This is a genomic window from Gymnodinialimonas sp. 57CJ19, assembly GCF_038396845.1.
Taxonomy (GTDB): Bacteria; Pseudomonadota; Alphaproteobacteria; order Rhodobacterales; family Rhodobacteraceae; genus Gymnodinialimonas.
In genome coordinates this window covers 3,532,968-3,554,488 of record NZ_CP151587.1, presented here as the reverse complement: position 1 = coordinate 3,554,488, position 21,521 = coordinate 3,532,968, and the positions used below count along the sequence as shown (strand labels likewise).

18 protein-coding genes and 1 tRNA gene are annotated in these 21,521 nt (G+C 61.3%); 13 read left to right on the top strand and 6 right to left on the bottom strand.

The features are described from left to right. Positions 1 to 115: 115 nt before the first annotated feature. From AADW23_RS17270 to AADW23_RS17250, 5 genes are all read left to right on the top strand, one after another. The gene (locus AADW23_RS17270; RefSeq protein WP_341862184.1) at positions 116 to 2,161 is read left to right on the top strand and encodes an NADH:flavin oxidoreductase; all 2,046 of its coding nucleotides are present in this window, start codon (positions 116 to 118) and stop codon (positions 2,159 to 2,161) included. 212 nt (positions 2,162 to 2,373) lie between these two features. Further along, positions 2,374 to 3,333 (top strand): GAF domain-containing protein, encoded by a 960-nt coding sequence (locus tag AADW23_RS17265; protein ID WP_341862183.1) that lies wholly within the window; start codon positions 2,374 to 2,376, stop codon positions 3,331 to 3,333. A gap of 128 nt (positions 3,334 to 3,461) precedes the next feature. Further along, on the top strand, positions 3,462 to 4,985 hold the full coding sequence (gene adh, locus AADW23_RS17260) for an aldehyde dehydrogenase (RefSeq protein WP_341862182.1): 1,524 nt from the start codon (positions 3,462 to 3,464) through the stop codon (positions 4,983 to 4,985). Between the two features lie 407 nt (positions 4,986 to 5,392). After that, positions 5,393 to 6,964, top strand: a complete 1,572-nt coding sequence (locus AADW23_RS17255; protein ID WP_341862181.1) for a flavin monoamine oxidase family protein — start codon at positions 5,393 to 5,395, stop codon at positions 6,962 to 6,964. Between the two features lies 1 nt (position 6,965). Continuing rightward, a complete protein-coding gene (locus tag AADW23_RS17250) occupies positions 6,966 to 7,853 on the top strand; it encodes a Rid family hydrolase (RefSeq protein ID WP_341862180.1) in 888 nt (295 codons plus the stop codon). A 246-nt stretch (positions 7,854 to 8,099) separates the two neighbouring features. On the opposite strand, the gene AADW23_RS17245 is transcribed toward AADW23_RS17250, so the two are convergent. After that, positions 8,100 to 8,173, bottom strand: a tRNA-Cys gene (locus AADW23_RS17245). A gap of 166 nt (positions 8,174 to 8,339) precedes the next feature. Here AADW23_RS17245 and AADW23_RS17240 point away from each other — a divergent pair. From AADW23_RS17240 to AADW23_RS17225, 4 genes are all read left to right on the top strand, one after another. Continuing rightward, a complete protein-coding gene (locus AADW23_RS17240) occupies positions 8,340 to 8,993 on the top strand; it encodes a protein-L-isoaspartate O-methyltransferase (protein ID WP_341862179.1) in 654 nt (217 codons plus the stop codon). A 51-nt stretch (positions 8,994 to 9,044) separates the two neighbouring features. Next, on the top strand, positions 9,045 to 10,433 hold the full coding sequence (locus tag AADW23_RS17235) for a TolC family outer membrane protein (RefSeq protein ID WP_341862178.1): 1,389 nt from the start codon (positions 9,045 to 9,047) through the stop codon (positions 10,431 to 10,433). Positions 10,434 to 10,638: 205 nt separating this feature from the next. After that, entirely contained in the window at positions 10,639 to 11,898 is a 1,260-nt protein-coding gene (locus AADW23_RS17230; RefSeq protein ID WP_341862177.1) for a hypothetical protein, read from the top strand. Between the two features lie 90 nt (positions 11,899 to 11,988). Then, positions 11,989 to 12,843 carry a rhomboid family intramembrane serine protease gene (locus AADW23_RS17225; RefSeq protein WP_341862176.1) on the top strand — a complete coding sequence of 285 codons (855 nt, stop codon included), beginning with the start codon at positions 11,989 to 11,991 and terminating at the stop codon, positions 12,841 to 12,843. Positions 12,844 to 12,848: 5 nt separating this feature from the next. Here AADW23_RS17225 and efp read toward each other — a convergent pair whose 3' ends face one another. Continuing rightward, the gene (efp, locus tag AADW23_RS17220) at positions 12,849 to 13,412 is read right to left on the bottom strand and encodes an elongation factor P (RefSeq protein ID WP_341862175.1); all 564 of its coding nucleotides are present in this window, start codon (positions 13,410 to 13,412) and stop codon (positions 12,849 to 12,851) included. Between the two features lie 213 nt (positions 13,413 to 13,625). Between efp and AADW23_RS17215 the strand changes: the two genes are divergently transcribed. Both AADW23_RS17215 and gndA read left to right on the top strand, forming a co-directional pair. After that, entirely contained in the window at positions 13,626 to 13,937 is a 312-nt protein-coding gene (locus AADW23_RS17215) for a DUF6280 family protein (protein WP_068354230.1), read from the top strand. 151 nt (positions 13,938 to 14,088) lie between these two features. Then, on the top strand, positions 14,089 to 15,480 hold the full coding sequence (gene gndA / locus AADW23_RS17210) for an NADP-dependent phosphogluconate dehydrogenase (RefSeq protein ID WP_341862174.1): 1,392 nt from the start codon (positions 14,089 to 14,091) through the stop codon (positions 15,478 to 15,480). 53 nt (positions 15,481 to 15,533) lie between these two features. On the opposite strand, the gene AADW23_RS17205 is transcribed toward gndA, so the two are convergent. Continuing rightward, on the bottom strand, positions 15,534 to 16,403 hold the full coding sequence (locus AADW23_RS17205) for a BadF/BadG/BcrA/BcrD ATPase family protein (protein ID WP_341862173.1): 870 nt from the start codon (positions 16,401 to 16,403) through the stop codon (positions 15,534 to 15,536). A 146-nt stretch (positions 16,404 to 16,549) separates the two neighbouring features. Here AADW23_RS17205 and hemN point away from each other — a divergent pair, with 146 nt between their 5' ends. After that, positions 16,550 to 17,899 carry an oxygen-independent coproporphyrinogen III oxidase gene (hemN, locus tag AADW23_RS17200; protein WP_341862172.1) on the top strand — a complete coding sequence of 450 codons (1,350 nt, stop codon included), beginning with the start codon at positions 16,550 to 16,552 and terminating at the stop codon, positions 17,897 to 17,899. On the opposite strand, the gene AADW23_RS17195 is transcribed toward hemN, so the two are convergent. Further along, a complete protein-coding gene (locus AADW23_RS17195) occupies positions 17,896 to 18,534 on the bottom strand; it encodes a glutathione S-transferase (protein WP_341862171.1) in 639 nt (212 codons plus the stop codon). The genes hemN and AADW23_RS17195 overlap by 4 nt on opposite strands. Before the next feature lie 285 nt (positions 18,535 to 18,819). Between AADW23_RS17195 and AADW23_RS17190 the strand changes: the two genes are divergently transcribed. Continuing rightward, a complete protein-coding gene (locus AADW23_RS17190) occupies positions 18,820 to 19,932 on the top strand; it encodes an S-(hydroxymethyl)glutathione dehydrogenase/class III alcohol dehydrogenase (protein ID WP_341862170.1) in 1,113 nt (370 codons plus the stop codon). An 89-nt stretch (positions 19,933 to 20,021) separates the two neighbouring features. Here the strand turns inward: AADW23_RS17190 and AADW23_RS17185 are convergent, their stop codons facing one another. Both AADW23_RS17185 and AADW23_RS17180 read right to left on the bottom strand, forming a co-directional pair. Then, positions 20,022 to 20,390, bottom strand: coding sequence for an Hpt domain-containing protein (locus tag AADW23_RS17185; protein WP_341862169.1), 369 nt, complete (start codon positions 20,388 to 20,390; stop codon positions 20,022 to 20,024). Between the two features lie 2 nt (positions 20,391 to 20,392). After that, entirely contained in the window at positions 20,393 to 21,331 is a 939-nt protein-coding gene (locus AADW23_RS17180) for a response regulator (RefSeq protein WP_341862168.1), read from the bottom strand. Positions 21,332 to 21,521: the final 190 nt, after the last annotated feature.

Here is a 21,521-nt window from a genome sequence, read left to right as displayed (position 1 = left end):
GGGGCCAGGCGTGCAACTTTTTGATTGCTCCGGGAAGTGGGGACATGACACCCATAGTCAAGGTCGCCTGCGCCCGCCGAAATTGCCGCCCAGCCAACAGATAGCGAGATTTTCAATGACCAAAGATCCCCTGCTGCAACCCTACCAATTGAAACATCTCACCCTGAAAAACCGGATCATGACCACCAGCCATGAACCGGCCTATCCCGAAGACGGCATGCCCAAGGATCGCTACCGCGCCTATCATGAGGAACGGGCAAAAGCGGGCGTCGCGCTGGCCATGACCGCAGGATCGGCGGCGGTTTCCAAGGACAGCCCGCCGGTGTTCAACAATATCCTCGCCTATAAGGATGAGGTGGTGCCGTGGATCAAGAACCTGACCGATGGGTGCCACGAACATGGCTGTGCGGTGATGATCCAGCTGACCCATCTGGGGCGGCGGACCACGTGGAACAAGGGCGACTGGCTGCCCTCGGTTTCGTCCTCAAAACACCGTGAACCGGCACATCGGGCCTTTCCCAAGCTGATCGAGGATTGGGATATCGAGCGCATTATCAACGACTTCGCCGATGCCGCCGAGCGGATGAAGGCAGGCGGCATGGATGGGATTGAATTGCAGGTCTACGGCCACCTGTTGGACCAGTTCTGGTCGCCCCTGACCAATGATCTGGTGGGCCCATATGGCGCCGACACCCTGGAAAACCGGATGCGGTTCCCTCTGGATGTTCTGGCGGCCATTCGCAAACGGGTGGGGGACGGGTTCATCGTCGGCTTCCGCTACACCGCCGATGAGGCCCAGAAAGGCGGCATCACGGCGGAAGACGGGCTGAAGATCTCGCAAACATTCGCCGAGACGGGGCAGCTCGATTTCCTGAACGTGGTGCGCGGGCGTATCCACACGGACCCGGCCATGACCGATCTGATCCCGATCCAGGGCATGAAGAGCGCCCCGCATCTGGATTTCGCGGGTCAGGTCAAGAAACTGACGGGAATGCCCACGTTCCATGCGGCGAAAATTCCGGACGTGGCCACCGCCCGTCACGCGGTAGAGGCGGGGCTTTTGGATATGGTTGGCATGACCCGCGCCCATATGGCCGACCCCCACGTGGTCAAGAAGATCATGGAAGGGCGCGAGGATGATATCCGCCCCTGCGTCGGGGCCACCTACTGCCTCGACCGGATCTACGAGGCGGGGGACGCCTTGTGCATTCACAACGCCGCAACGGGGCGAGAGCTGACCATGCCCCACACCATACAACCCGCTGATAACACGCGAAAAGTCGTGGTCGTGGGGGCAGGCCCGGCCGGGCTGGAGGCGGCCCGCGTGGCGGCAGAGCGGGGCCATGACGTGACCGTCTTTGAGGCGCAGCCTGATCCCGGCGGGCAAGTGCGCCTGACGGCCCAAAGCGCACGGCGGCGCGAGATGATCTCGATCATTGATTGGCGCATGGCCCAATGCGCCGCCCGCGATGTGACGTTCCATTTCAACGCATGGGCCGAGGTGGAGGATGTGACGGCCCTCAACCCCGATGTGGTGATTATCGCCACCGGCGGCATGCCCAACACCGAGTTGTTCGAGACAGGTCAGGACGCGGCCCATGTCGTGACCTCCTGGGACATCATCTCGGGCGATGTGAAACCGGCCAAGAACGTGCTGATCTATGACGAAAGTGGCGATCACGCGGGCCTTCAGGCCGCCGAAATTGCCGCAGCAGCGGGGTCCACGGTGGAGGTGATGACACCGGACCGGGTTTTCGCGCCGGGCGTTATGGCGATGAACCTGGTGCCCTATATGCGGTCGCTCCAGGACAAGGACGTGACCTTTACCGTGACGCGCCGCTTGCTGGACGTGGCGAGAAACGGCAACCAGCTGACGGCGGTGATCGGCACCGATTACAGTGACCATTCAACCACGCAGGATGTGGATCAGGTGGTGGTCAACTACGGGACGTTGCCGTTGGATGATCTTTATTTCGACCTCAAACCGCTCAGCTCCAACGGCGGGGCGGTGGATCACGACGCGCTTATCGAAGGCTTGCCGCAAACGATCGAGCGTAACGGCGATGGGACGTTTCAACTGTTCCGCATCGGCGATGCGGTGTCTGCGCGCAATACCCACGCCGCCATCTATGACGCGCTTCGGTTGGTAAAAGACCTCTAGGCGCCAGAGCTTTCAACCGGCTTGCCGACCCTTGGGACGGCAGGGTCGTTCTGTGAGTGTTTTTGGACATGGGGCAGGGCGCGTCCTCTCTGATTGGGGGCGCGTCTTGACGGTCCCGGCGGGCGGGGGGCTTTGCCAATCAGGGCAAGCGTCCTCCTTTCATTTGCAGCAAATATTCGTAGACTGCCCTGGCTAGTCCCAGCGGGGTGCCCATGCCGTCCAAGACGTCCCATGCCGATAAAGTCCTTGAAGCGACCAGTTCCGCGTCGGCTGCTGCGCGGTCGCAGGTGGCGGCCAGTTGGAACCGTTCGGTTCTGAAACATGGGCTGAACCCGGACAATGACCGTGCGCCCGAGTTGATCGAGGAATCCGCCCTGCGGGAGCGTTTGCAAGCCCATGAACAATTCATGATGGTGGCCGCGCCACGGCTGGACGCGCTCTATACTCTGGTCGGCCAATCGGGCTGCGCGGTGCTTTTGACCGACGCGGAAGGTGTCATTCTGGATCAGCGCATGTCCGATACGGACACCCCCACCTTCGAGGTCTGGGGCCTGCGTGCTGGCGCGGATTGGAGCGAGGAACGCGAAGGAACCAACGGGATCGGCACCTGCCTGACCGAGCGGCGCCGGGTCATCATCCACCAAGACGAGCATTTTCACGCCCGCAACATCGGGATGAGCTGCATCGACGCGCCGATCTTCGGGGTGAATGGACAGATCGTTGCCGCCCTTGATGTGTCCTCGGCGCGGGCCGATCAGACCGAGGCGTTCAACCGCCTGATCGCCGCGCAGGTCGCCCAAACCGCCCGCGCGATTGAAGAGGCCAACTTCCGCGCGGCTTTCGCCTCGGCCCGGATCGTGGTGGCGGAATGTGACGATGGCGATTCCGCCTCGCTGCTGGCGATTGACCGCGACGATCTTGTGGTCGGCGCCACCCGCGAGGCCCGCCGGGCGTTTGGATTGGCGGGCACCGGGCCGCTTCAGGCACGCCCCGCCTCTGACATTCTGGGGCGCGAGGACGGGCCGACCGGGTTTGAACGCGCCGAAAGGGCTGCGGTGATCCGGGCGCTGGCACGGGCGAACGGCAACGTGTCCGAGGCCGCCCGACAGCTTGGGGTGGCCCGCGCGACCCTTTACCGCCGCATGAAACGGCTGGGCCTGGGCGAAAACTAGGCCCACCTGTCTCAGTCCTGAGACACTTCTTTCCGACATTCGATTTCGCCGTGGTGACGGCTTTGCCGTGCCCCGCCAAGTTCCGCCTGGCCCCGGTGGAGGACCTGGGCGAAATGGAGGAATATATCATGAAAGATCTCGCACATACCGAGATGGGCACCTACACGTCGCCCTTTAAGACGCGCTACGACAATTACATCGGCGGCAAGTTCGTCGCCCCCGTGAACGGCCAATATTTTGAGAACGTGACGCCGATCACCAATGAAAAGATCAATGACATCGCCCGGTCGGACGCGGCAGATGTAGAGCTGGCCCTGGATGCGGCCCACGGCGCGAAAACGGCTTGGGGGGCGACGTCGTCCACGGAACGCGCCAATCTGTTGCTAAAGATCGCCGACGCCATCGAGGCCAATCTGGAGCTGCTTGCCCAAGCCGAAACATGGGACAACGGCAAGCCGATCCGCGAAACGATGGCCGCCGATATCCCGCTGGCTGCCGACCACTTCCGCTACTTCTCAAGCGTGTTGCGCGGCCAGGAAGGCTCGATGAGCGAAATCGACGCCGACACGGTGGCTTACCATTATCACGAGCCCCTCGGCGTTGTCGGCCAGATCATCCCTTGGAACTTCTCGATCCTGATGGCGGCATGGAAACTGGCGCCGGCCTTGGCGGCAGGCAATTGCATCGTCCTGAAGCCGGCCGAGCAGACACCCGCGGCGATCATGGTTCTGGCCGAGATCGTGAACGATCTTCTGCCCGCCGGTGTGCTGAACATCGTCAACGGCTTTGGGGCCGAGGTTGGCGCGGCGCTGGCCACCTCCAAACGGATTGCCAAGATTGCCTTCACCGGATCAACCGCGACGGGGCGCACGATCATGAAGGCGGCCACGGAAAACCTGATCCCGGTGACGCTGGAGTTGGGCGGCAAAAGCCCGAACGTCTTCTTTTCCGACATCATGGCGCAAGACGACGCCTTCTTTGACAAGGCCATTGAGGGCTTCGTTCTGTTCGCCTTCAACCAAGGGGAGGTCTGTACCTGCCCGTCGCGGGCGCTGGTCCAGGAGGACATTTACGACGCCTTCATGGAGCGGGTGATCGAACGGGTAAAGGCCATCAAGCATGGCGACCCCCGCGACCCTGAAACCATGGTCGGGGCGCAGGCCAGCAAGGCGCAGCAGGAAAAGATCCTGTCCTATTTCACCATCGGGCGCGAAGAAGGCGCCGAGGTTCTGGTGGGCGGAGAGGCGGCCAACTTCAGCGGCGAATTGGCGGGGGGGAACTATATCCAACCGACGATCCTGAAGGGCCACAACAAGATGCGCGTGTTCCAGGAAGAGATCTTTGGCCCGGTCGTGTCGGTCACCACGTTCAAGGACGAGGCAGAGGCTTTGGCGATTGCCAACGACACGATGTACGGCCTGGGGGCCGGTGTCTGGTCGCGCGACATGAACACCTGTTACCGCATGGGCCGCGCGATAGAGGCGGGCCGGGTCTGGGTGAACAACTACCACGCCTATCCCGCCCACGCAGCCTTCGGCGGCTATAAGCAATCGGGTATCGGGCGCGAGAACCACAAGATGATGTTGGACCACTACCAGCAAACCAAGAACCTCCTGGTCAGCTACAATCCCAACAAACTGGGCTTCTTCTAGGTGCCCACGGCGCCCCCGTAGCTTTGCGCGGGGGCGCTATGAGAAGGGCCGCGGACGGCACCGGCCCCATAGGTCGCCCGCCACGGCACAGATCCCTGCGCGACGGGTCCCGAACCCGGCCAAATCACTGCTTTCACGACAATTGTGGCCGGTCGTGTTGATAAAATTCAACAACCTCGGCAGAGAACCGCCGATTGAGCTAAACATCTTTGCTTAGAAAAATCCTTACTGCTTAAGATGGGGTCATACGACAAGTTTCGATCCTTTGACGAAGGGCGCTTTGGGGCGCGTCTTTGGCGCTGTTCGGCTGCTTGTTTGTAAACAAAGAGACTGCTGGGAACTTTTGTGGCACGCACTGAGTTTACCATATGTCTCAATATATTATCGGGAGATCTATGATGACGGGGATGACACGGCGAACCTTGCTGACGATGATCGGCACAGCAGCCGGCAGCAGCGCGATGTATTACGCAATGACGGCAATGGGTCACGCCATGCCGTCGGATTATTCTGGGCCAATTCAGCTTGAAGGCGACCCGAACGGAACCAAGGTTCTGATCCTTGGGGCCGGTCTTGCCGGCATGACTGCCGCGCTGGAAATGCGCGCCGCGGGATATGAGGTGGAGGTGCTGGAATTCCGCGAGAAAGCGGGCGGTCGGTGCTGGACGTTGCGCTCGGGCGATACTTACACCGAGCTGGGTGGCGCAACCCAGACCGTCGATTTCGAAGAGGGCAACTACATCAACCCCGGCCCCTGGCGGATCCCCCACAACCACTATGCCGTCATGGATTACTGCCGCCGCCTCGACGTCGAGCTGGAGCCCTTCATCCAGACAAACTACAACGCCTACGTGCACCGCTCGGACGCCTATGATGGCCGCCCGATGCGGATGAAAGAGGTCCTCACAGACTATCGCGGACACATCTCGGAGTTGCTGGCCAAGGCCGTGGATCAAGACCGTCTCGATGATATGGTGACGGAAGAAGACAAGGAACTGCTGCTTGATAGCTTGCGTCGTTTCGGTGTTCTCAACGATGAACATGAATACGTCCAAAGCCTGCGCACCAGTGGCTACCGTGGCTACGAGAAACAGCCCGGCGGCGGCGAGGGCGGGGCGCCGATCGCGTCTGAACTGCTCGACCCGTCCGAGGTGATCCAATCCCGGCTCTGGACCTATCTGGCCACCCACGAAACCATGAGCCACCACGCGCCCATGTTCCAACCCGTAGGCGGGATGGATGGCATCGCCCGTGGCTTTGAGCGTCAGGTGGGGGATCTGATTACCTACAACGCCAAGGTGACCTCGCTGCAACAAGACGACAGCGGCGTGACCGTGGAATGGGAAGACCTTGCCAACGGCGGCACCAACACCAGCACCGCTGATTATTGTGTCTGCACCATCCCGTTCTCGATTCTGGGTCAGATCGACCACAACCTGTCCGGCGATCTGTCGGCCATCATCAGCGCGATGCCTTATAACGGCGCAACCAAGGTCGGCCTGGAATTCAACCGCCGCTTCTGGGAACAGGACGAAGACATCTACGGCGGTATTTCCTATACAGATCAGGCGATTACCCAGATCAGCTATCCGTCGACGGGTTTCCTTTCGGATGGCCCTGCCGTGCTGCTGGGGGCCTATACGTGGCGCGGGGCGAACACCTTCCAGTTCAACGCGATGCAGCCGGAAGAGCGGATCGAAATGGCCCTTGAGATGGGCGAAAAGATCCACTCCCAATACCGGGAGGAGTTCAAGACCGGCGTTGCCGTGACGTGGCACAAGGTGCCTTGGGTGCTTGGCTGTTCGGGCATCTGGGAAGACCGCGCCCGCGACTACGACACCGCGATCCAGATCGACAATCGCGTGGTCTGCGCCGGTGAGCACCTGTCCTACCTCTCTGCGTGGATGGAAGGGGCAATCCTGTCATCGCTCGACGCGGTTTCGCGTCTCCATGAAGTCGTCATCAACGGTGGTGAATGATATGAAAAACACTTTCCTAGCAACACTTTCGCTCGGCGCATTGACGGCCTTTTCCGCAACCGCGCAGACCAGCACTCCGGCCACCGAGGCGTTCAACGCGGGCAGCTATGTCAGCACCGACGGGGAGCAAATCTACCAAACCTTCTGCGCCGGCTGTCACATGCCCGGCGGGGAAGGGGCCGTCGGCGCGGGCACCTATCCTGCCTTGGCCGACAACCCCAACCTCGAATTCTCGTCCTACGCGACCTATCTGGTCATCAATGGCCAAGGCGGGATGCCCGCCCTTGGGTCGTTGCTGAATGACGAGCAGATCGTGAACCTGATGACCTATCTGCAAACCAATCTGGGCAATGACTACACGCCCGATGCGACGGTCGAGATGGTCGCGGACACACGCCCCGTCGCGCCCGAGCCAGAGATGGCCGAGCATGAGGTGCGTGACCCAACCGACGGCGAGACCTCTGGCGTGACGCGCCACGCCATTCCCGGCTCGGATTTCCCGATCTCCCTCGCCGTGGAAGTGCCCGCAGATGCGACGATGGTCTACCTTAGCGGTACGGTGCCACAGGTCGTGGATGACACCGCCGAGCAAGGATCGCCCGAGCGCTACGGCGACACCACCGCGCAAACCGTCAGCACGCTCGCGTCGATCGAGGCGCGTCTGGAATCGCTCGACCTGACCATGGGCGACGTAATCTCCATGCAGGTGTACCTGGTGGCCCCGGAAGGCGCCGATGGCATGGACTTTAGCGGGTTCATGGACGGCTACGTGCAGTATTTCGGCACCGATGCGCAGCCAAACCTGCCCACCCGTTCCGTGTTTGAGGTTGCCGGGCTGGCCAACCCCTCGTGGCTCGTCGAGATCGAGGTTGTGGCCGTCCGTCCCTGACACGGCCTTACCCACTTGACCCCTGAAGGGGCGCCGCGGCCACTCGCCCGGCGCCCCTTTTTTTGTGCGCAACGCCTCTTCTTTGGGCGCGATCTTCGGCCCACCGATGAAACTTGACGTTGAAGGTTGCACCACGTGCGCCGCGCATACACCCACGCACCACGCGATGAGCACGAGACTGGGTAAGCTAAACAGAGGGAGGCACGCGAGTAGGGGCGCAACGCCTCGTAACCCATTGATTTTGCTTGGAGGCGAGTACCGGAATCGAACCGGTGTACACGGATTTGCAATCCGCTGCGTAACCACTCCGCCAACTCGCCCGAAGCGGTGTCTGACTATTGGCTCTGCTGCGGGGCGTCAAGCGGTTCTGGCAGGGTTTGCGATATGGTCCGCGTCAGTTTGGCACCAAGGGGCAATGGGTCGTTGCGCGGGGGGCGGCGATATGCGACACCAAAAACCGAGAAACTAGACGGAATGGTTCAGTTTATGGCCGACTTTACACAGCGCCGCATCACGATGGTTGATACGCAGGTGCGCCCCTCCGATGTGACCAATTTCCCTGTCCTCGATGCGATGCTGAGCGTCCCGAGAGAGGCATATACACCCGACGCTTCCCGCGATGTGGCCTATGCCGATGGACCGATCCCCCTGGGCAGTGGACGTCAGCTGTTGGACCCGCGCGCCACGGCGAAGCTTTTGCAGGCGTTGGAACCGAATCCAAGCGATCTCGTGCTCGAAGTTGGGGCCTCCACAGGCTATACCACGGCGCTTCTGGCCCATATGGCCGAGGCGGTCGTTGCGGTTGAGGAAGACGAGGATCTGGTGCGAGACGCGCAGGCGGCCCTCAGCGAGCAGGGCGTTGATAACGCCGCGCTTAGCCAAGGTGCTCTGGTCGACGGTAACGCCAAACATGCGCCCTATGATGCCATCGCGATCATGGGCGGTGTGGAAGAAATTCCCGCAGCCATTCTTGAGCAGTTGAAAGAGGGTGGACATATCACCGCCATCTTCATGGATGGCGCGTTGGGAGAGGCCCGTATCGGGATCAAATCCGGCGGGCGGATGTCCTGGCGGATGGTGTTCAACGCAACTGCGCCGGTTTTGCCGGGGTTTGCACGGGCCCATAGCTTCGCATTTTAACTGATCGGGCCCACGTCCGGCGTAAGACAGACGTAGATAAGGACATCCTGAATGGCACTTCGGTTATTTGGTCGCGCACGGGGCGTGATGTTGGCCACAACCCTCGCCGCGATTGCCGCGCTTCCCGTTCAGGCCGATAGCTTGCGGCAGGTCATGGTGGATGCTTATCGCAATTCCAACCTGCTCGAGCAGAACCGCTATCTCTTGCGTATTCAGGACGAAGGCGTGGCCCAAGCGGTCGCCCAATTGCGCCCGGTGCTCAGCTTTGTCGCCTCCATGGAGCGCGACTTGGTCAACAACACCTCTACGGCCTCGGCGTCGTTGGTGGCGGAATACCTGATCTACGATGGCGGCGCGCGCGGTTTCGCGTTGGAGGCGGCGGAAGAGACCGTCTTGGCCGCCCGTCAGCAGCTTGTCGCGCTGGAGCAGCAAGTGCTTTTTGATGCGGTCACCGCCTATATGAATGTCTGGCGCGATATGCAGATTGTTGGTGTGCGCGAACGCAACGTGCGTGTCATCACGCAGCAGCTTCGCGCCGCCCGTGATCGCTTTGAAGTGGGCGAAGACACCCGCACCGATGTCGCCCAGGCCGAGGCGCAACTGGCCACGGCCCGGTCGCAACTGGCCGCCGCCCAAGGCGCGCTGGAGATCAGCCGCGAACTGTTCAACCTTGCCGTGGGCCGCTACCCCAATAACCTCAACAACCCCGGTTCTATCCCCAATGTGCCCCGCACAGAAGCCGCCGCGCAGGCTTTGGCGCGGCAGGAACATCCGGCGATTCAAGCGTTGCAGCACGAAGTGGCCGCCGCCGAATTGGGCATTGAACAGGCCCGTGCCGGTCTGCGTCCGCAGCTCAGCCTGAATGGTCGGGCGTCGGAAGTATTTGAAAACACTGCCAATCCAAACGCTGAAGGCAGCGCCGCCTCCATCGGTCTGACCCTGACCCAGCCGATTTATCGCGGCGGGCAGTTGATGTCGCTGGAGCGTCAATCCCGTGCCCAAGCCGCCGCGGTGCGTTTTTCCCTGAACCAGCAGGTGCGTGTAAACCTGCAAGGGGTGGGCAACGCCTGGGCGTTGATGAACATCGCAGCGGCGCAAATTCAGGCGGCAGATCAAGGCATTGAAGCGGCGGAACTGGCCTTCGCGGGGGTGCAGGAAGAGGCATCCCTTGGCGCCCGCACCACCCTGGATGTGCTCGATGCCGAACAAGATGTGCTCGACGCCCGCATCGGCCGAATCGAGGCGCAGGCAGACCTGTACCAATACAGCTACCAACTTCTGGCCGCCGCGGGTCTTCTGACGGTGGAGGCGCTGAACCTCAACGTGCCGGAATACGACCCCGCCGCTTACGCCAACCTGTTCTCGGGCGCACCGTCGCGGGTCAACAGCCCCCAGGGCGCGCAGCTTGATTCCATGCTGGAACGTGTTGGCCGCGACTAAGCCGGTGTCCGATGGCGTATCGCGCCGGGGGCAGATCGCAATATCTGGGCTTTGAGTTGAATCCTTCAGGGATCGTTCACAGGAATTGTTGTGTGAAATGCCGCTTTTAGGTATCCTACCCTCGAACTGATTATCAGAACGGCCTGCCAATGGCCGCTATTGAGGGGCCATGGCGCGGTTGCGCCCGCCTTTGAGGAGAGCATGAATGTCCGATCCCGCGAAGACGCCGGAAGAGATCGAAGATGTTTTGGCATCTGTCCGTAGGCTTGTGTCTGACCATTCGCCCGTTCGCGAAGAACGTGCAAAACCTGCTGATCCAGCCCCAGAGGTGACCCCAGAACCGGCGCAGCCAGACGCGTTGGTGCTGACCCCGTCGTTCCGTGTGACTGACCCCGAAGACCCTTGGGTGCCGGTCGAGGCGCCGGAGAAAACGATGGCGGCAGAAGACCTTATCGCCGAACTTGTGACGTCCGCCGAGGAATCGGAAGAAGTATCCCTTGCGGCAGAAGATGCGTCAAAAAACACCCCAGAGCCCGACGGTGCTGAATGGCAGCCCGATGATCGCCTTGCCAGCTTCGCCACGGTCGGGGCCGTAGAAGACGACCGCCCGATCCCGGAACCTTGGGTGAGTGAGCCAAGTGAGCCAAGTGAACAAACCTCTGCCGAGAAAGACGTCGCGGACCTGATCCGCCTCGATGGCTCTGAAGCGACCAATGCAGATTTCGAATCTGAGACGGGCGATGACAATTGGCCCGGAGGCGGGGCGGAGGCAGCACTCCTGAACCTTGTGGCCCGCCGTGAGCCTGTATCGCAAGAGTCCGACGCCGGGGAAGAAGGGGCGTCAGAAGAAGCCGCCGCAACGCCGTTTGTGCTGGTTGAAGACACGCCTGAACCCGATGCGGCACAGGGCGATACGCCCGAGGATGAGCCGACTGACGACGCGACCGAAACCGCCTCGTGGGGAACGGGCAGCGATGACGGCGAAGCCGCCGCAGCGGACTTTGCTGATGATGACGTCGAAGAAGTGCAGCCAACCTCGGAACACGTCGAAGCGACCGATAATGCGCCTTCTGACGACCATGGTGCTGATGGACACGCCGAGGACAGCAACGCCCCCGAGGCGCCCGAGACACGACCCTTCACGCCGTTCATTCCAACCCCTGTCGCCGCAGAGATCGCCGATACGCTGGCAGAGGACCGCACCGACGAAGGTGCCGCAAACGAGGAAACCCCCGCCGAGGGCGTCACCGAGGACGTCATTGACGATTTCGGCGATGCGGAATCCCCCTTCGCCTTCCCGGAGGCGGACGAAGGCCTCCTTGACGAAGACACCCTGCGCGAGATCATCGTCGAGGTCGTGCGCGAGGAACTCCAAGGCGTCTTGGGCCAGCGCATCACGCGCAATGTGCGCAAAATGGTGCGGCGCGAAATCCGCTTGGCTATGGCAGCAGAGGGCCTCGAATAGCCCTGTTCCCCCGGCCTGGTCCCCGTTTCGGGGGCGGGCCATTGGCCATCGACGCTTGACCTTCGCGCCCCGAGGCCCAACCTGTCATCCATGTTTCCGATCCGAGATCATAACCCATCCGAGCGGACGCCCTATGTCACATGGGTGCTGATCGCGGTGAATGTCGTCGTGTTCCTGCTCTATTTTCCGGCCATCGGTGGGGACGAGTCGCAGTTGCTGCGCTTCTACACCACATGGGGGTTGGTGCCCCGCGACGTGCTGCAAGGGGGGGCCTCGCACACCATCCTCACGTCGATGTTCCTCCATGGGGGCTGGATGCACCTACTGGGTAACATGCTGTTTTTGTGGATATTCGGCGACAACCTGGAAGACATGATGGGCCGCGTTGGCTTTTTGCTGTTCTACCTTGCCAGCGGGGCGGCGGCAGCGGCGGGGCAAATCCTGGCGGACATTGGATCTTCCGTGCCGATGGTGGGGGCATCGGGGGCGATTGCGGGCGTGATGGGGGGCTATTTGCTGATGTTCCCCCGAGCGCGGATCGACGTTCTGGTGATCTTCGTGGTGTTTGTGAAAGTCTTCACGGTCCCGGCCTGGCTGATGTTGGGCCTGTGGTTTGCCCTGCAACTGGTCAGCGGGTTGTCGATGGATCTGGTGGGTGGCGGCGTGGCCTATTGGGCCCATGCGGGGGGCTTTGTGGCTGGTGTGGTCTTGGCGCTTCCGCTGTTCCTGCGCCGGGGCGCGGCGGGCTACTGGGCCGCGTCGTCGGGCAAGCCGCCCCATGACGAAATGGAATACCGTGTGGTCAAACGTGCCCGCTCTCCGATCCCGATTGTGCGCCGCTCTCGCAGCCCGCAGGGCATGGACCGGCCCCTTGCGGACCTTGCTCGGGTGCCCCGCGCCGGCACGCGCCGTGCGCCGCGGGGGCCTTGGTCCGGGAAACGGTAGCGGCCTTAGGCGCGCTCGGAATATTCCATCGTTTCGGTGTTCACCACGATGTCTTCATCCTGACCCACGAAAGGCGGCACCATCACTTTGACGCCGTTTTCCAGGATCGCGGGCTTGAACGAATTCGCCGCCGTCTGGCCTTTTACCACCGGCTCGGTCTCTGCGATCTTGCAGACCACCTTTTGCGGGAGCGACGCGTTCAGCGCCTCTTCCTCGTGGAATTCGACCACGATGGTCATGCCGTCTTGCAAGAAGGGGCGGCGTTCGCCCAACAACTCGGCCGGCAGTTCGATCTGCTCGTAGGTTTCGGCGTCCATGAACACCAGCATTCCGTCGGATTCGTAAAGGAATTGCTGATCTTTCTGTTCGAGTCGAACCCGCTCTACTTTGTCCGCGGACCTAAACCGTTCGTTCAGCTTTGAGCCGTTACGAAGGTTGCGCAATTCAACCTGCGCAAAAGCGCCACCTTTACCGGGTTTTACATGATCTACCTTCACGGCAGCCCACAAACCGCCATTATGTTCAAGTACATTGCTGGGGCGAATCTCGTTTCCGTTAATTTTCGGCATGTGTCAAAACCTTGGCAAAACCTTGAGAATTTGTTGCCGCAACCTATATCTGGGCTCTGAGAGGGTGTCCATACACCGGAACCTGTGCGGACAAACGACAAGCTATGCAGTGGGTGCATACCACATATGTGATATTTGCATCCCTAAACGGCACAGAATCTGGGCATAACAAGCGGCACGCCAAAAATGCAAGAGCAATAAAAAGGAAGCGAAATGCGCGATTTCGTTGACGGAACCGCATTCAACTTTGAACAAGGCACACGGGCGCGAAAGCTTTTCGCCGCGGTTGTTTTGGCAGCGTTGGATGATGCGATAGCCGATGACAAGAAATACGGGAATGGTCCAGAGCAAATCGCTCGTTGGGCGCGTTCGCGCGATGGGCGGGAAGTCCTGTCCTGCGCGGGTATTGACCCGAATGAAAGAGTTGTGAACGGCCTCATGGCCTTCGTAGCAAACGGGGTTCGGACTTCTGTGGCACTGAGCCGTGAAGAAAGCGAACGCCGCAATCAGGCCGAAGCTGCCTGATCCAGACGTTACTAAGCTGCCACTTCGAAAGCGCGCCCCTCTGCAGGGCGCGTTTTTCGTTTCTGGGTCTCGGCGCTGCATTTCCTCTGGGCCTCACCTTGCAATTCCGCACCAAGTCGCCTTGATGTGGGGAAACCTGAGGGGACGCGATATGTATAAAGCAGACATCGGATTGATCGGGCTGGGGACGATGGGCTCGGCGCTGGCGCTTAACATTGCCGAGAAGGGCTTCAAGGTGGCGGTCTGGAACCGCACCGCAGCCACCACGCAGGCTTTCGTGAAGGAAGCGGGGGACTTGGCCGCCAATGTCGTCGCCACGCAGACGCTGGAGGAGCTGACCGCCGCGCTCAAAGGCCCCCGCGCCATCATCCTGATGGTGCCCGCCGGGGCGCCCGTGGATCAGCAGATAGCGGCGCTGGACCCGTTCCTCGACGCCGAGGATATGGTGATCGACGCGGGCAACGCCAATTTCCGGGACACCATGCGCCGGATGGAAGCCCTTGCGCGGCCGTTTCTGGGCATCGGTGTCTCTGGTGGGGAAGAGGGGGCGCGCCATGGCCCTGCGATCATGGGCGGCGGCGATCCGGCCCATTGGGCGCGGGTGGAACCGATCCTGACTGCCATCGCCGCGAAGTTTGAAGACACCCCCTGCGCCAATCTGATGGGCGAGAACGGGGCCGGGCATTTCGTGAAGGCGGTCCACAACGGGATCGAATATGCCGATATGCAGCTGATCGCCGAGGTCTACGGGGTAACGCGCGACGGTCTGTCGATGGATGCGCCTGCCATTGGCGAGGTTTTTGCCGGTTGGAACAAGGGGCGGTTGAGCTCGTATTTGATCGAGACCTCCGCCGCCGTCGCCCGCGCCCATGACGCGGCCACAGGCGCACCGCTTCTGGACGTGATCGTCGATGCGGCGGGCCAGAAAGGTACCGGGCGCTGGACCGCGATTGAGGCGCAACACCTCGGCACGCCGATCCCGGTGATCGAGGCCGCCGTCGCCGCGCGCAATATGTCGGCGCAGCGCGGGTTACGGGCAGATCTGGCCGAGAGCTTCGGCGGCGTTAACGAAATTGATATACCAATTGATACACTCGAAGCGGCGCTGACGTGCGGGAAAATTCTCTGCTACGCGCAGGGCTTCGACATGGTTCGCGCCGCCGCTGGCGCGTTCGACTGGTCCCTGAAGCCCGAGGTCATCGCCCGCAACTGGCGGGCGGGCTGCATCATCCGCTCTGCCATGTTGGATGACATGGCCGAAGCGTTCGAGACGGCCCCCGATGGCACCCTAATGTCAGCCCCTTACTTCGCTGATATCCTTGCAGAAACTATCGGTGCACTGCGCGAAACCGTGATCGCCGCCAACGGCGCGGGCCTACCCGTGCCCGCCATGTCCGCGGCCTTGGCCTATTTCGACACCATGCGGCAGGCGCGGGGCACGGCGAACATGATCCAAGGCCAGCGCGACTACTTTGGCCTGCACGGATTCGAGCGCTTGGACAATGGCGCCAAGGATCAGCATGGCCCCTGGGCGGATGATTGAGGTTTGGCATTTAAGATATTGATTTAACGTATTAAATTTGGGCGATAGCCCCGCTATTTCTCACCCATCTGCGCCGCAAGGGTGAGGGCTCCGTCAAGGGAGCTGCCCTGTGGCGGCACGATACAGGCCGCCATCTCGGCTGGTAGAAACGGCGCATAATGGGGCGCAAGCCCACCAATCGGCACGATCGTCTCATCGCTTTGCCAGCCCAGATGCTTTAACCGCCGTGCAATGTGGGCCGCGCCGTCTTGGACTAATGCCAAGCCGTTGATATCCCCCGCATTTGCAGCTTCCACGATCCGGGGCGCGAAGCGTGCGAAATCCCCCGGCGTGGCGCGGGCGGCGAACCCCACGATCGCCGCGGGAGAGGTCAACTCTGCCAAGGTCTCTCGCGTCAACTCGCTGGCGGGGTGCAAGCCGTCTTCCACTTCCAGAACCCGGCTCAACAAGCCGCGCCCCAAGTATCCGCCCGAGGCGACATCGCCCAGAACCAAGCCCCACCCGCCGATCAACCGATCCACACCGCCCGCGCGGCGGCCGATGAAGGTGCCGGTCCCAATCCCCAAAATGCATCCGTCCGAGGCCCCTAACGCGCCCACCATGGCGGTGCGTTTGTCGTCCTCCACGGTGACGTTTTTCTGGGGCAGTGCCGTGGCGATTGCTGCGCCCATAGCGGCATCCATGACCCCGGCGAGGCCAATAAACGTCGGGATTTCAGCCATTTGCGTGTCGGTGATCCCGGCGGCTGTGGCCAGTTGATCCAAGCCGCTACGCAGGGTTTCAACGGCGCGATCAAAGTCGGTGGAGGCATTGGCCCCCGCCAGTTTCACATCCCACCGCCGCGCGCCAAGGCGCAGGGCGAACCGGCAATTGGTGCCGCCGCCGTCGATGCCGATGCAGGCGTCTGTTGTCTGATTAACCATGGCTCACAGATATCAAACCCGCCGGGAAACGCCATTTGAAACCGCCGCATTTGGCGCGGTTGATCTGAGTCAAAGCGCAGCGCCTGCGCCGATTGCAAGGTGGCGCCAACGGCCAAGCGCCACCACCCCAGCAGCAGGAGCGCCCGATGGACCCCATTTTGCAACGCTACGCCACCCGCGCCACGCCGCGTTACACCAGCTATCCCACGGCCCCGCATTTCCAGAAGGGATTTACCCAAACCCGCTACCGGGAATGGCTAGATAAACTGGACCGAAATGACCCGATATCGCTCTATCTGCATGTGCCATTTTGCCGTCAGATGTGTTGGTATTGCGGGTGCAATATGAAGCTCGCCTCCAAGTACGATCCCGTCGCTAACTACGCGAAAACGCTACGGAAAGAGGTTGTGCTAACGGCCGAGGCTTTGCCCGACAGGATGAAGATTTCGCATCTGCATTGGGGCGGCGGCACCCCGACGGCGCTAAACCCCGATGATCTGGAGGCCTTGATGGCCGAGGTTCACGAATGGTGGGATTTCACCCCCGATGCCGAGGTGGCGATCGAAAGTGATCCGCGCACGTTGACGGCAGAGATGGCCGCGCGGATCGGCGCGATGGGCTTCACCCGCGCCAGCTTTGGCGTGCAAGAGTTTGATCTACGGGTTCAGAAGGCGATTAACCGGGTGCAACCCCCTGAAATGGTGCGCAAAAGTGTAGACCAGCTGAGGGGAGGGGGCGTGGCGGGGATCAACTTTGATCTGATCTATGGCCTGCCGTTTCAGACCGTGGGCAGCATCGTCGAGACGGTGAAGCTTAGTGCTGCCATGCGCCCGGACCGGGTCGCGCTATTTGGCTACGCCCATGTGCCGTGGATGGCGAAAAACCAGCGCATGATTGACGAGGACAGCCTGCCCAAAGCGGCGGAACGGGCCGCCCAAGCAGCGGCGGCCGCAGAGGCTCTGGTGGCGGAAGGCTATGTTGCCATCGGCCTGGATCACTTCGCGCTGCCCGGAGACGCCCTGACGGTTGCCGCGGGCAATGGCACGCTGCGACGGAATTTCCAAGGCTACACCACGGATCAGGCGAAAACGATGGTCGGGATGGGCGCCACGTCGATCGGGCGGACGCCCTCGGGATACGTGCAAAACATAGCGGAAACAGGGGCTTGGTCCCGCGCGGTGGAAGAAGGGAGGCTTCCGGTGGCCAAGGGGCTTCCCTTTGTCGGAGAAGACCTTCTGCGCGGCGATGTGATTGAGCGGTTGATGTGCGACGGATACGTGGACGCGGACGCCATTGGCGCGCGCCACGGCGCGGCGGCGGGGTGGTGGGAGGCTGCCCTGCCGCAGTTGCAGGAGATGGCTGTGGACGGCCTGTTAACCCTGCGCGGCGGAAGGGTGGCGATGACAGAGAAGGGACGGCCCTTGGTACGCCTCGCGGCGGCGGCCTTTGACACCTACTTGCAAGACAGCACGGCGCGCCATTCCGTCGCCGTTTAGGCGCGGCTAAACCAGATGGGTTCATCACCCTCGGCCCATGGAGTGAACTTGGGCATGATCTCGGTGAACCGGGGGCTGTCCGTGAACCGGGCGAGCCACGCAATCAGCTTCGGCCAGGGTTGCGCGTCAAACCAGGCCCGATCGGTATTTGCGAACTGCCGCACGAAGGGCCAGATTGCGTGATCCGCCAGTGTCGCCCGGTCGCCGCACAGCCAATCATGCTCTGCGAGCCGGGCCTCTAGCGCCATAAGGTAGCCTGACGCGGTCTGACGCTCTGCCTCTGGATCGAGGTCCGGGTGCCGAGAGGCGTATTTTGTGTGATCGAGGGCGGCTTTGAACGGGCCGTCATTGGTCTCGATCAAGGTCATACCATCGGCGGGCATGTCGAGCAGGCGGTCAGGGTCGTTCTGTTCCAGCGCCCAGATCATGATATCAAGGCTTTCGTCCAGCACCCGGTCCGGTAAGCGCAGGGCGGGAACCGTGGCCGAGGGCGAGGTCTGCAAAAACGCCTCGGGCTTGTTGCGTAGCACGATCTCCCGCAGCTCCACCCTGATGTCTGCCGCCAAAATCGCCCCCCGGGCCCGCATGGCGTAGGGGCAGCGGCGAAAGCTCCAGAGGATTGGCGAAGGGGGCATGGGATGGCTTTGCTTCAAGGGGCGAGGATGGCCGCATTTTGACACAGCTCGCCGTGGGTCGCCAGTGATCGGCGCAAAGCGCCACCGTTGAATTCTCCGGTGGCAGGAGGGGAGGCATTTGGCTATCAATTGACGCAAGCAGCCGTATTGGGTTTACGGGGGTTTCGGGACGCGCTTGCGGGCGCCGGGAACGAACGGGGACACCGATGCGACTGGCCCTGAGACGAGATCTCAGATGATGAGAATGCACTGACGTCAAACACGTCAACTATGGGAGAATGCCACATGAGAACCACCGCCGCAGTCGCCGTCGCCGCCGGAAAACCGCTTGAGGTCATGGAGGTTAATCTTGAAGGCCCCCGCGCCGGAGAGGTCTTGGTCGAGATCAAGGCCACGGGCTTGTGCCACACCGATGAATTCACCCGCTCGGGCGACGATCCAGAAGGGATCTTCCCGGCCATTCTGGGCCACGAGGGCGCCGGTGTGGTGGTTGAAGTGGGCGAAGGCGTGACCAGCTTGGAAGTGGGCGATCACGTGATCCCGCTTTACACGCCGGAATGTCGCGAGTGCGAATACTGCCTGAACCCGAAAACCAACCTCTGCCAGTCGATCCGCACGACCCAGGGCGCAGGTCTGCTGCCCGATGGCACCACGCGGTTCTCGATGCTGGATGGGACGCCGATCCATCACTACATGGGCTGCTCCACTTTCGCGAACCACACCGTTGTGCCGGAAATCGCCTTGGCGAAGGTGCGCAAGGACGCGCCGTTTGACAAGATTTGCTACATCGGTTGCGGCGTCACAACGGGCATCGGCGCGGTGATCAACACCGCCAAAGTGGAAATCGGCAGCCGCGCGATTGTGTTTGGTTTGGGCGGTATTGGCCTGAACGTGATCCAGGGCCTGCGTCTTGCGGGGGCGGATCAGATCGTGGGCGTGGACCTGAACGACAGCAAAGTCGAGATGGGCGAGCGCTTTGGCATGACCGATTTCGTCAACCCTTCGAAGGTAGAGGGCGATCTGGTGGCGCATCTGGTGGAACTGACCGGAGGCGGCGCGGACTACACCTTTGATGCCACGGGCAACGTGCAGGTCATGCGTACGGCGCTGGAAGCGGCGCACAAGGGTTGGGGCGAAAGCATCATCATTGGCGTCGCCCCCGCAGGTGCCGAAATCAGCACCCGTCCGTTCCAATTGGTTACCGGGCGGAGCTGGCGTGGCACTGCCTTTGGTGGCGCGTCGGGGCGCACGGACGTGCCCAAGATCGTGGATTGGTACATGGACGGCAAGATCGAGATTGACCCGATGATCACTCACAAGCTGAAGTTGGAAGAGATCAACCATGGCTTCGATCTGATGCACGAGGGCAAGTCGATCCGCGCGGTCGTGGAGTACTAAGCGCCACGTGCAGGTGTCAGGAAAAGCAAAAGGGGCCGTCCCATGGGCGGCCCTTTTTCTGTGGAAAATCCGGTGAAGGGTAGGGGCTGTCAGGCGGGGCTGTTGGCTTGCACAGCTTTGAGGTCTTCGGTCAGGTCAACGACCGCCTCAAACACCTTTTCCACGCCGACGGAGCCCGGCTCGCCCGTGCGTTCATCAATCAGCATCGCCTCAGCGCGGGCACTTTTCGCCCCGAGGTCGCCAAGCCCGATCGAGCCCGCAATCCCGGCAACCTTGTGCAACTCGCGCTCTATCCCGTGCAGACAATCGGCAAGGTCTTCGCCGTCCGAGATACGCTCAAACTGGCAGCCGATTTCCTCCAGTCGGTCGGGGATGGAATCCACAAACCGCGCCCGGACCCGTGCAAGAGCATCGGCAAACTGATCGCCTGCCTTGGGGGTGGATCGGGAAGGGGCCATGGTTACGCTGCGCTTTTCCAAAGATGCTTGTAACGGGCACCTTGGACTTCATCGCTCATGCCGCCAAGGACTTTGGTGATCATCGAATTCGGAGAGAAGCCGTTGAGCATACGGGGGCGGTGAACCGGCCCCATCCGCACTTCTGCGCCCATTTCTTCGGGCAGATAAACGGAGGTATAGAGCGACTCGAGCTCGGCATTCACAAAGGCGGCCAAGTCTTCCGTATCCAGGCCCATGGCCCGTGGCAGAACCACGATAAACCGGCCAGAGCCCGCGTAGGACACCAGTGGACGGTATTTGATCGTGTGGTCCACGACGATGGCCGCGATGTCGTTCAGGATGTCGGTATATTCATCAATCGGGGACGTAGCGAAACGATCGCTGGCCCCAACCAAAGACACGCCAAAGGCGCAGATGTTTGACATTCTCAGGCGACCCAGGGTCAGCAGATAGTTTTCCAGCGCCAGGTAATTAAGGATGTTGTCGCGCGGCTCCAGAGGGATCGCGTCGCTGAAGCGGAAGGTTTGACCGGTTCTGGAGGCGGCGTGCCTGACCTGATCATTCAGTTCCGCAACCTTCTTTACCATGCCAATACGCGCGGCCAGTTCCAAGGATTGGATCGGCTTGACCACATAGTCATTCGCGCCGGCGGCATAGGCTTGGTCAATGAAGTCACGCTGCTGCATCGACGTGATCATGATGATCGGCGTATGGGCATAGCGCGCTTGCTGCCGGACTTCCTTGGTCAGGTCGATGCCGTTTTTTACCGGCATCTGAATGTCGAACAACAGGCAATCAAACGGATCGGTCGCAATGGCCAGCTCGTGCAGGGCTTCCATCGCGGATTTGACGGGAGTGATGTTGTCGTACCCGAGTTCATTCAGGGTAGTGACGAGAAGATCCAGGAAAATGGGGTCGTCATCAACAGCAAGAAGTTTCACGGCTCAATTCCTATTCTTTCACCGGTTTTGCACCGGTATTTTTGACGTTTTTTGATCGAGCGACTTATGGGAGTTGGGGTCACATCTCGGTCCCCGCTCGAATCTTAATTAATTTTTAGTTGATGAATTGGGCGAAACTTTGTTCGCCAGCGGGCCTCATGATGAACGCAACGCTTTGGCTGTTGGGTAT

Bases quoted from the DNA above. Each gene is read 5' to 3' on its own strand.
- AADW23_RS17270 (WP_341862184.1), top strand. From the start codon at position 116: ATGACCAAAGATCCCCTGCTGCAACCCTACCAATTGAAACATCTCACC.
- AADW23_RS17265 (WP_341862183.1), top strand. From the start codon at position 2,374: ATGCCGTCCAAGACGTCCCATGCCGATAAAGTCCTTGAAGCGACCAGT.
- adh (WP_341862182.1), top strand. From the start codon at position 3,462: ATGAAAGATCTCGCACATACCGAGATGGGCACCTACACGTCGCCCTTT.
- AADW23_RS17255 (WP_341862181.1), top strand. From the start codon at position 5,393: ATGACACGGCGAACCTTGCTGACGATGATCGGCACAGCAGCCGGCAGC.
- AADW23_RS17250 (WP_341862180.1), top strand. From the start codon at position 6,966: ATGAAAAACACTTTCCTAGCAACACTTTCGCTCGGCGCATTGACGGCC.
- AADW23_RS17240 (WP_341862179.1), top strand. From the start codon at position 8,340: ATGGCCGACTTTACACAGCGCCGCATCACGATGGTTGATACGCAGGTG.
- AADW23_RS17235 (WP_341862178.1), top strand. From the start codon at position 9,045: ATGGCACTTCGGTTATTTGGTCGCGCACGGGGCGTGATGTTGGCCACA.
- AADW23_RS17230 (WP_341862177.1), top strand. From the start codon at position 10,639: ATGTCCGATCCCGCGAAGACGCCGGAAGAGATCGAAGATGTTTTGGCA.
- AADW23_RS17225 (WP_341862176.1), top strand. From the start codon at position 11,989: ATGTTTCCGATCCGAGATCATAACCCATCCGAGCGGACGCCCTATGTC.
- efp (WP_341862175.1), bottom strand. From the start codon at position 13,412: ATGCCGAAAATTAACGGAAACGAGATTCGCCCCAGCAATGTACTTGAA.
- AADW23_RS17215 (WP_068354230.1), top strand. From the start codon at position 13,626: ATGCGCGATTTCGTTGACGGAACCGCATTCAACTTTGAACAAGGCACA.
- gndA (WP_341862174.1), top strand. From the start codon at position 14,089: ATGTATAAAGCAGACATCGGATTGATCGGGCTGGGGACGATGGGCTCG.
- AADW23_RS17205 (WP_341862173.1), bottom strand. From the start codon at position 16,403: ATGGTTAATCAGACAACAGACGCCTGCATCGGCATCGACGGCGGCGGC.
- hemN (WP_341862172.1), top strand. From the start codon at position 16,550: ATGGACCCCATTTTGCAACGCTACGCCACCCGCGCCACGCCGCGTTAC.
- AADW23_RS17195 (WP_341862171.1), bottom strand. From the start codon at position 18,534: ATGCCCCCTTCGCCAATCCTCTGGAGCTTTCGCCGCTGCCCCTACGCC.
- AADW23_RS17190 (WP_341862170.1), top strand. From the start codon at position 18,820: ATGAGAACCACCGCCGCAGTCGCCGTCGCCGCCGGAAAACCGCTTGAG.
- AADW23_RS17185 (WP_341862169.1), bottom strand. From the start codon at position 20,390: ATGGCCCCTTCCCGATCCACCCCCAAGGCAGGCGATCAGTTTGCCGAT.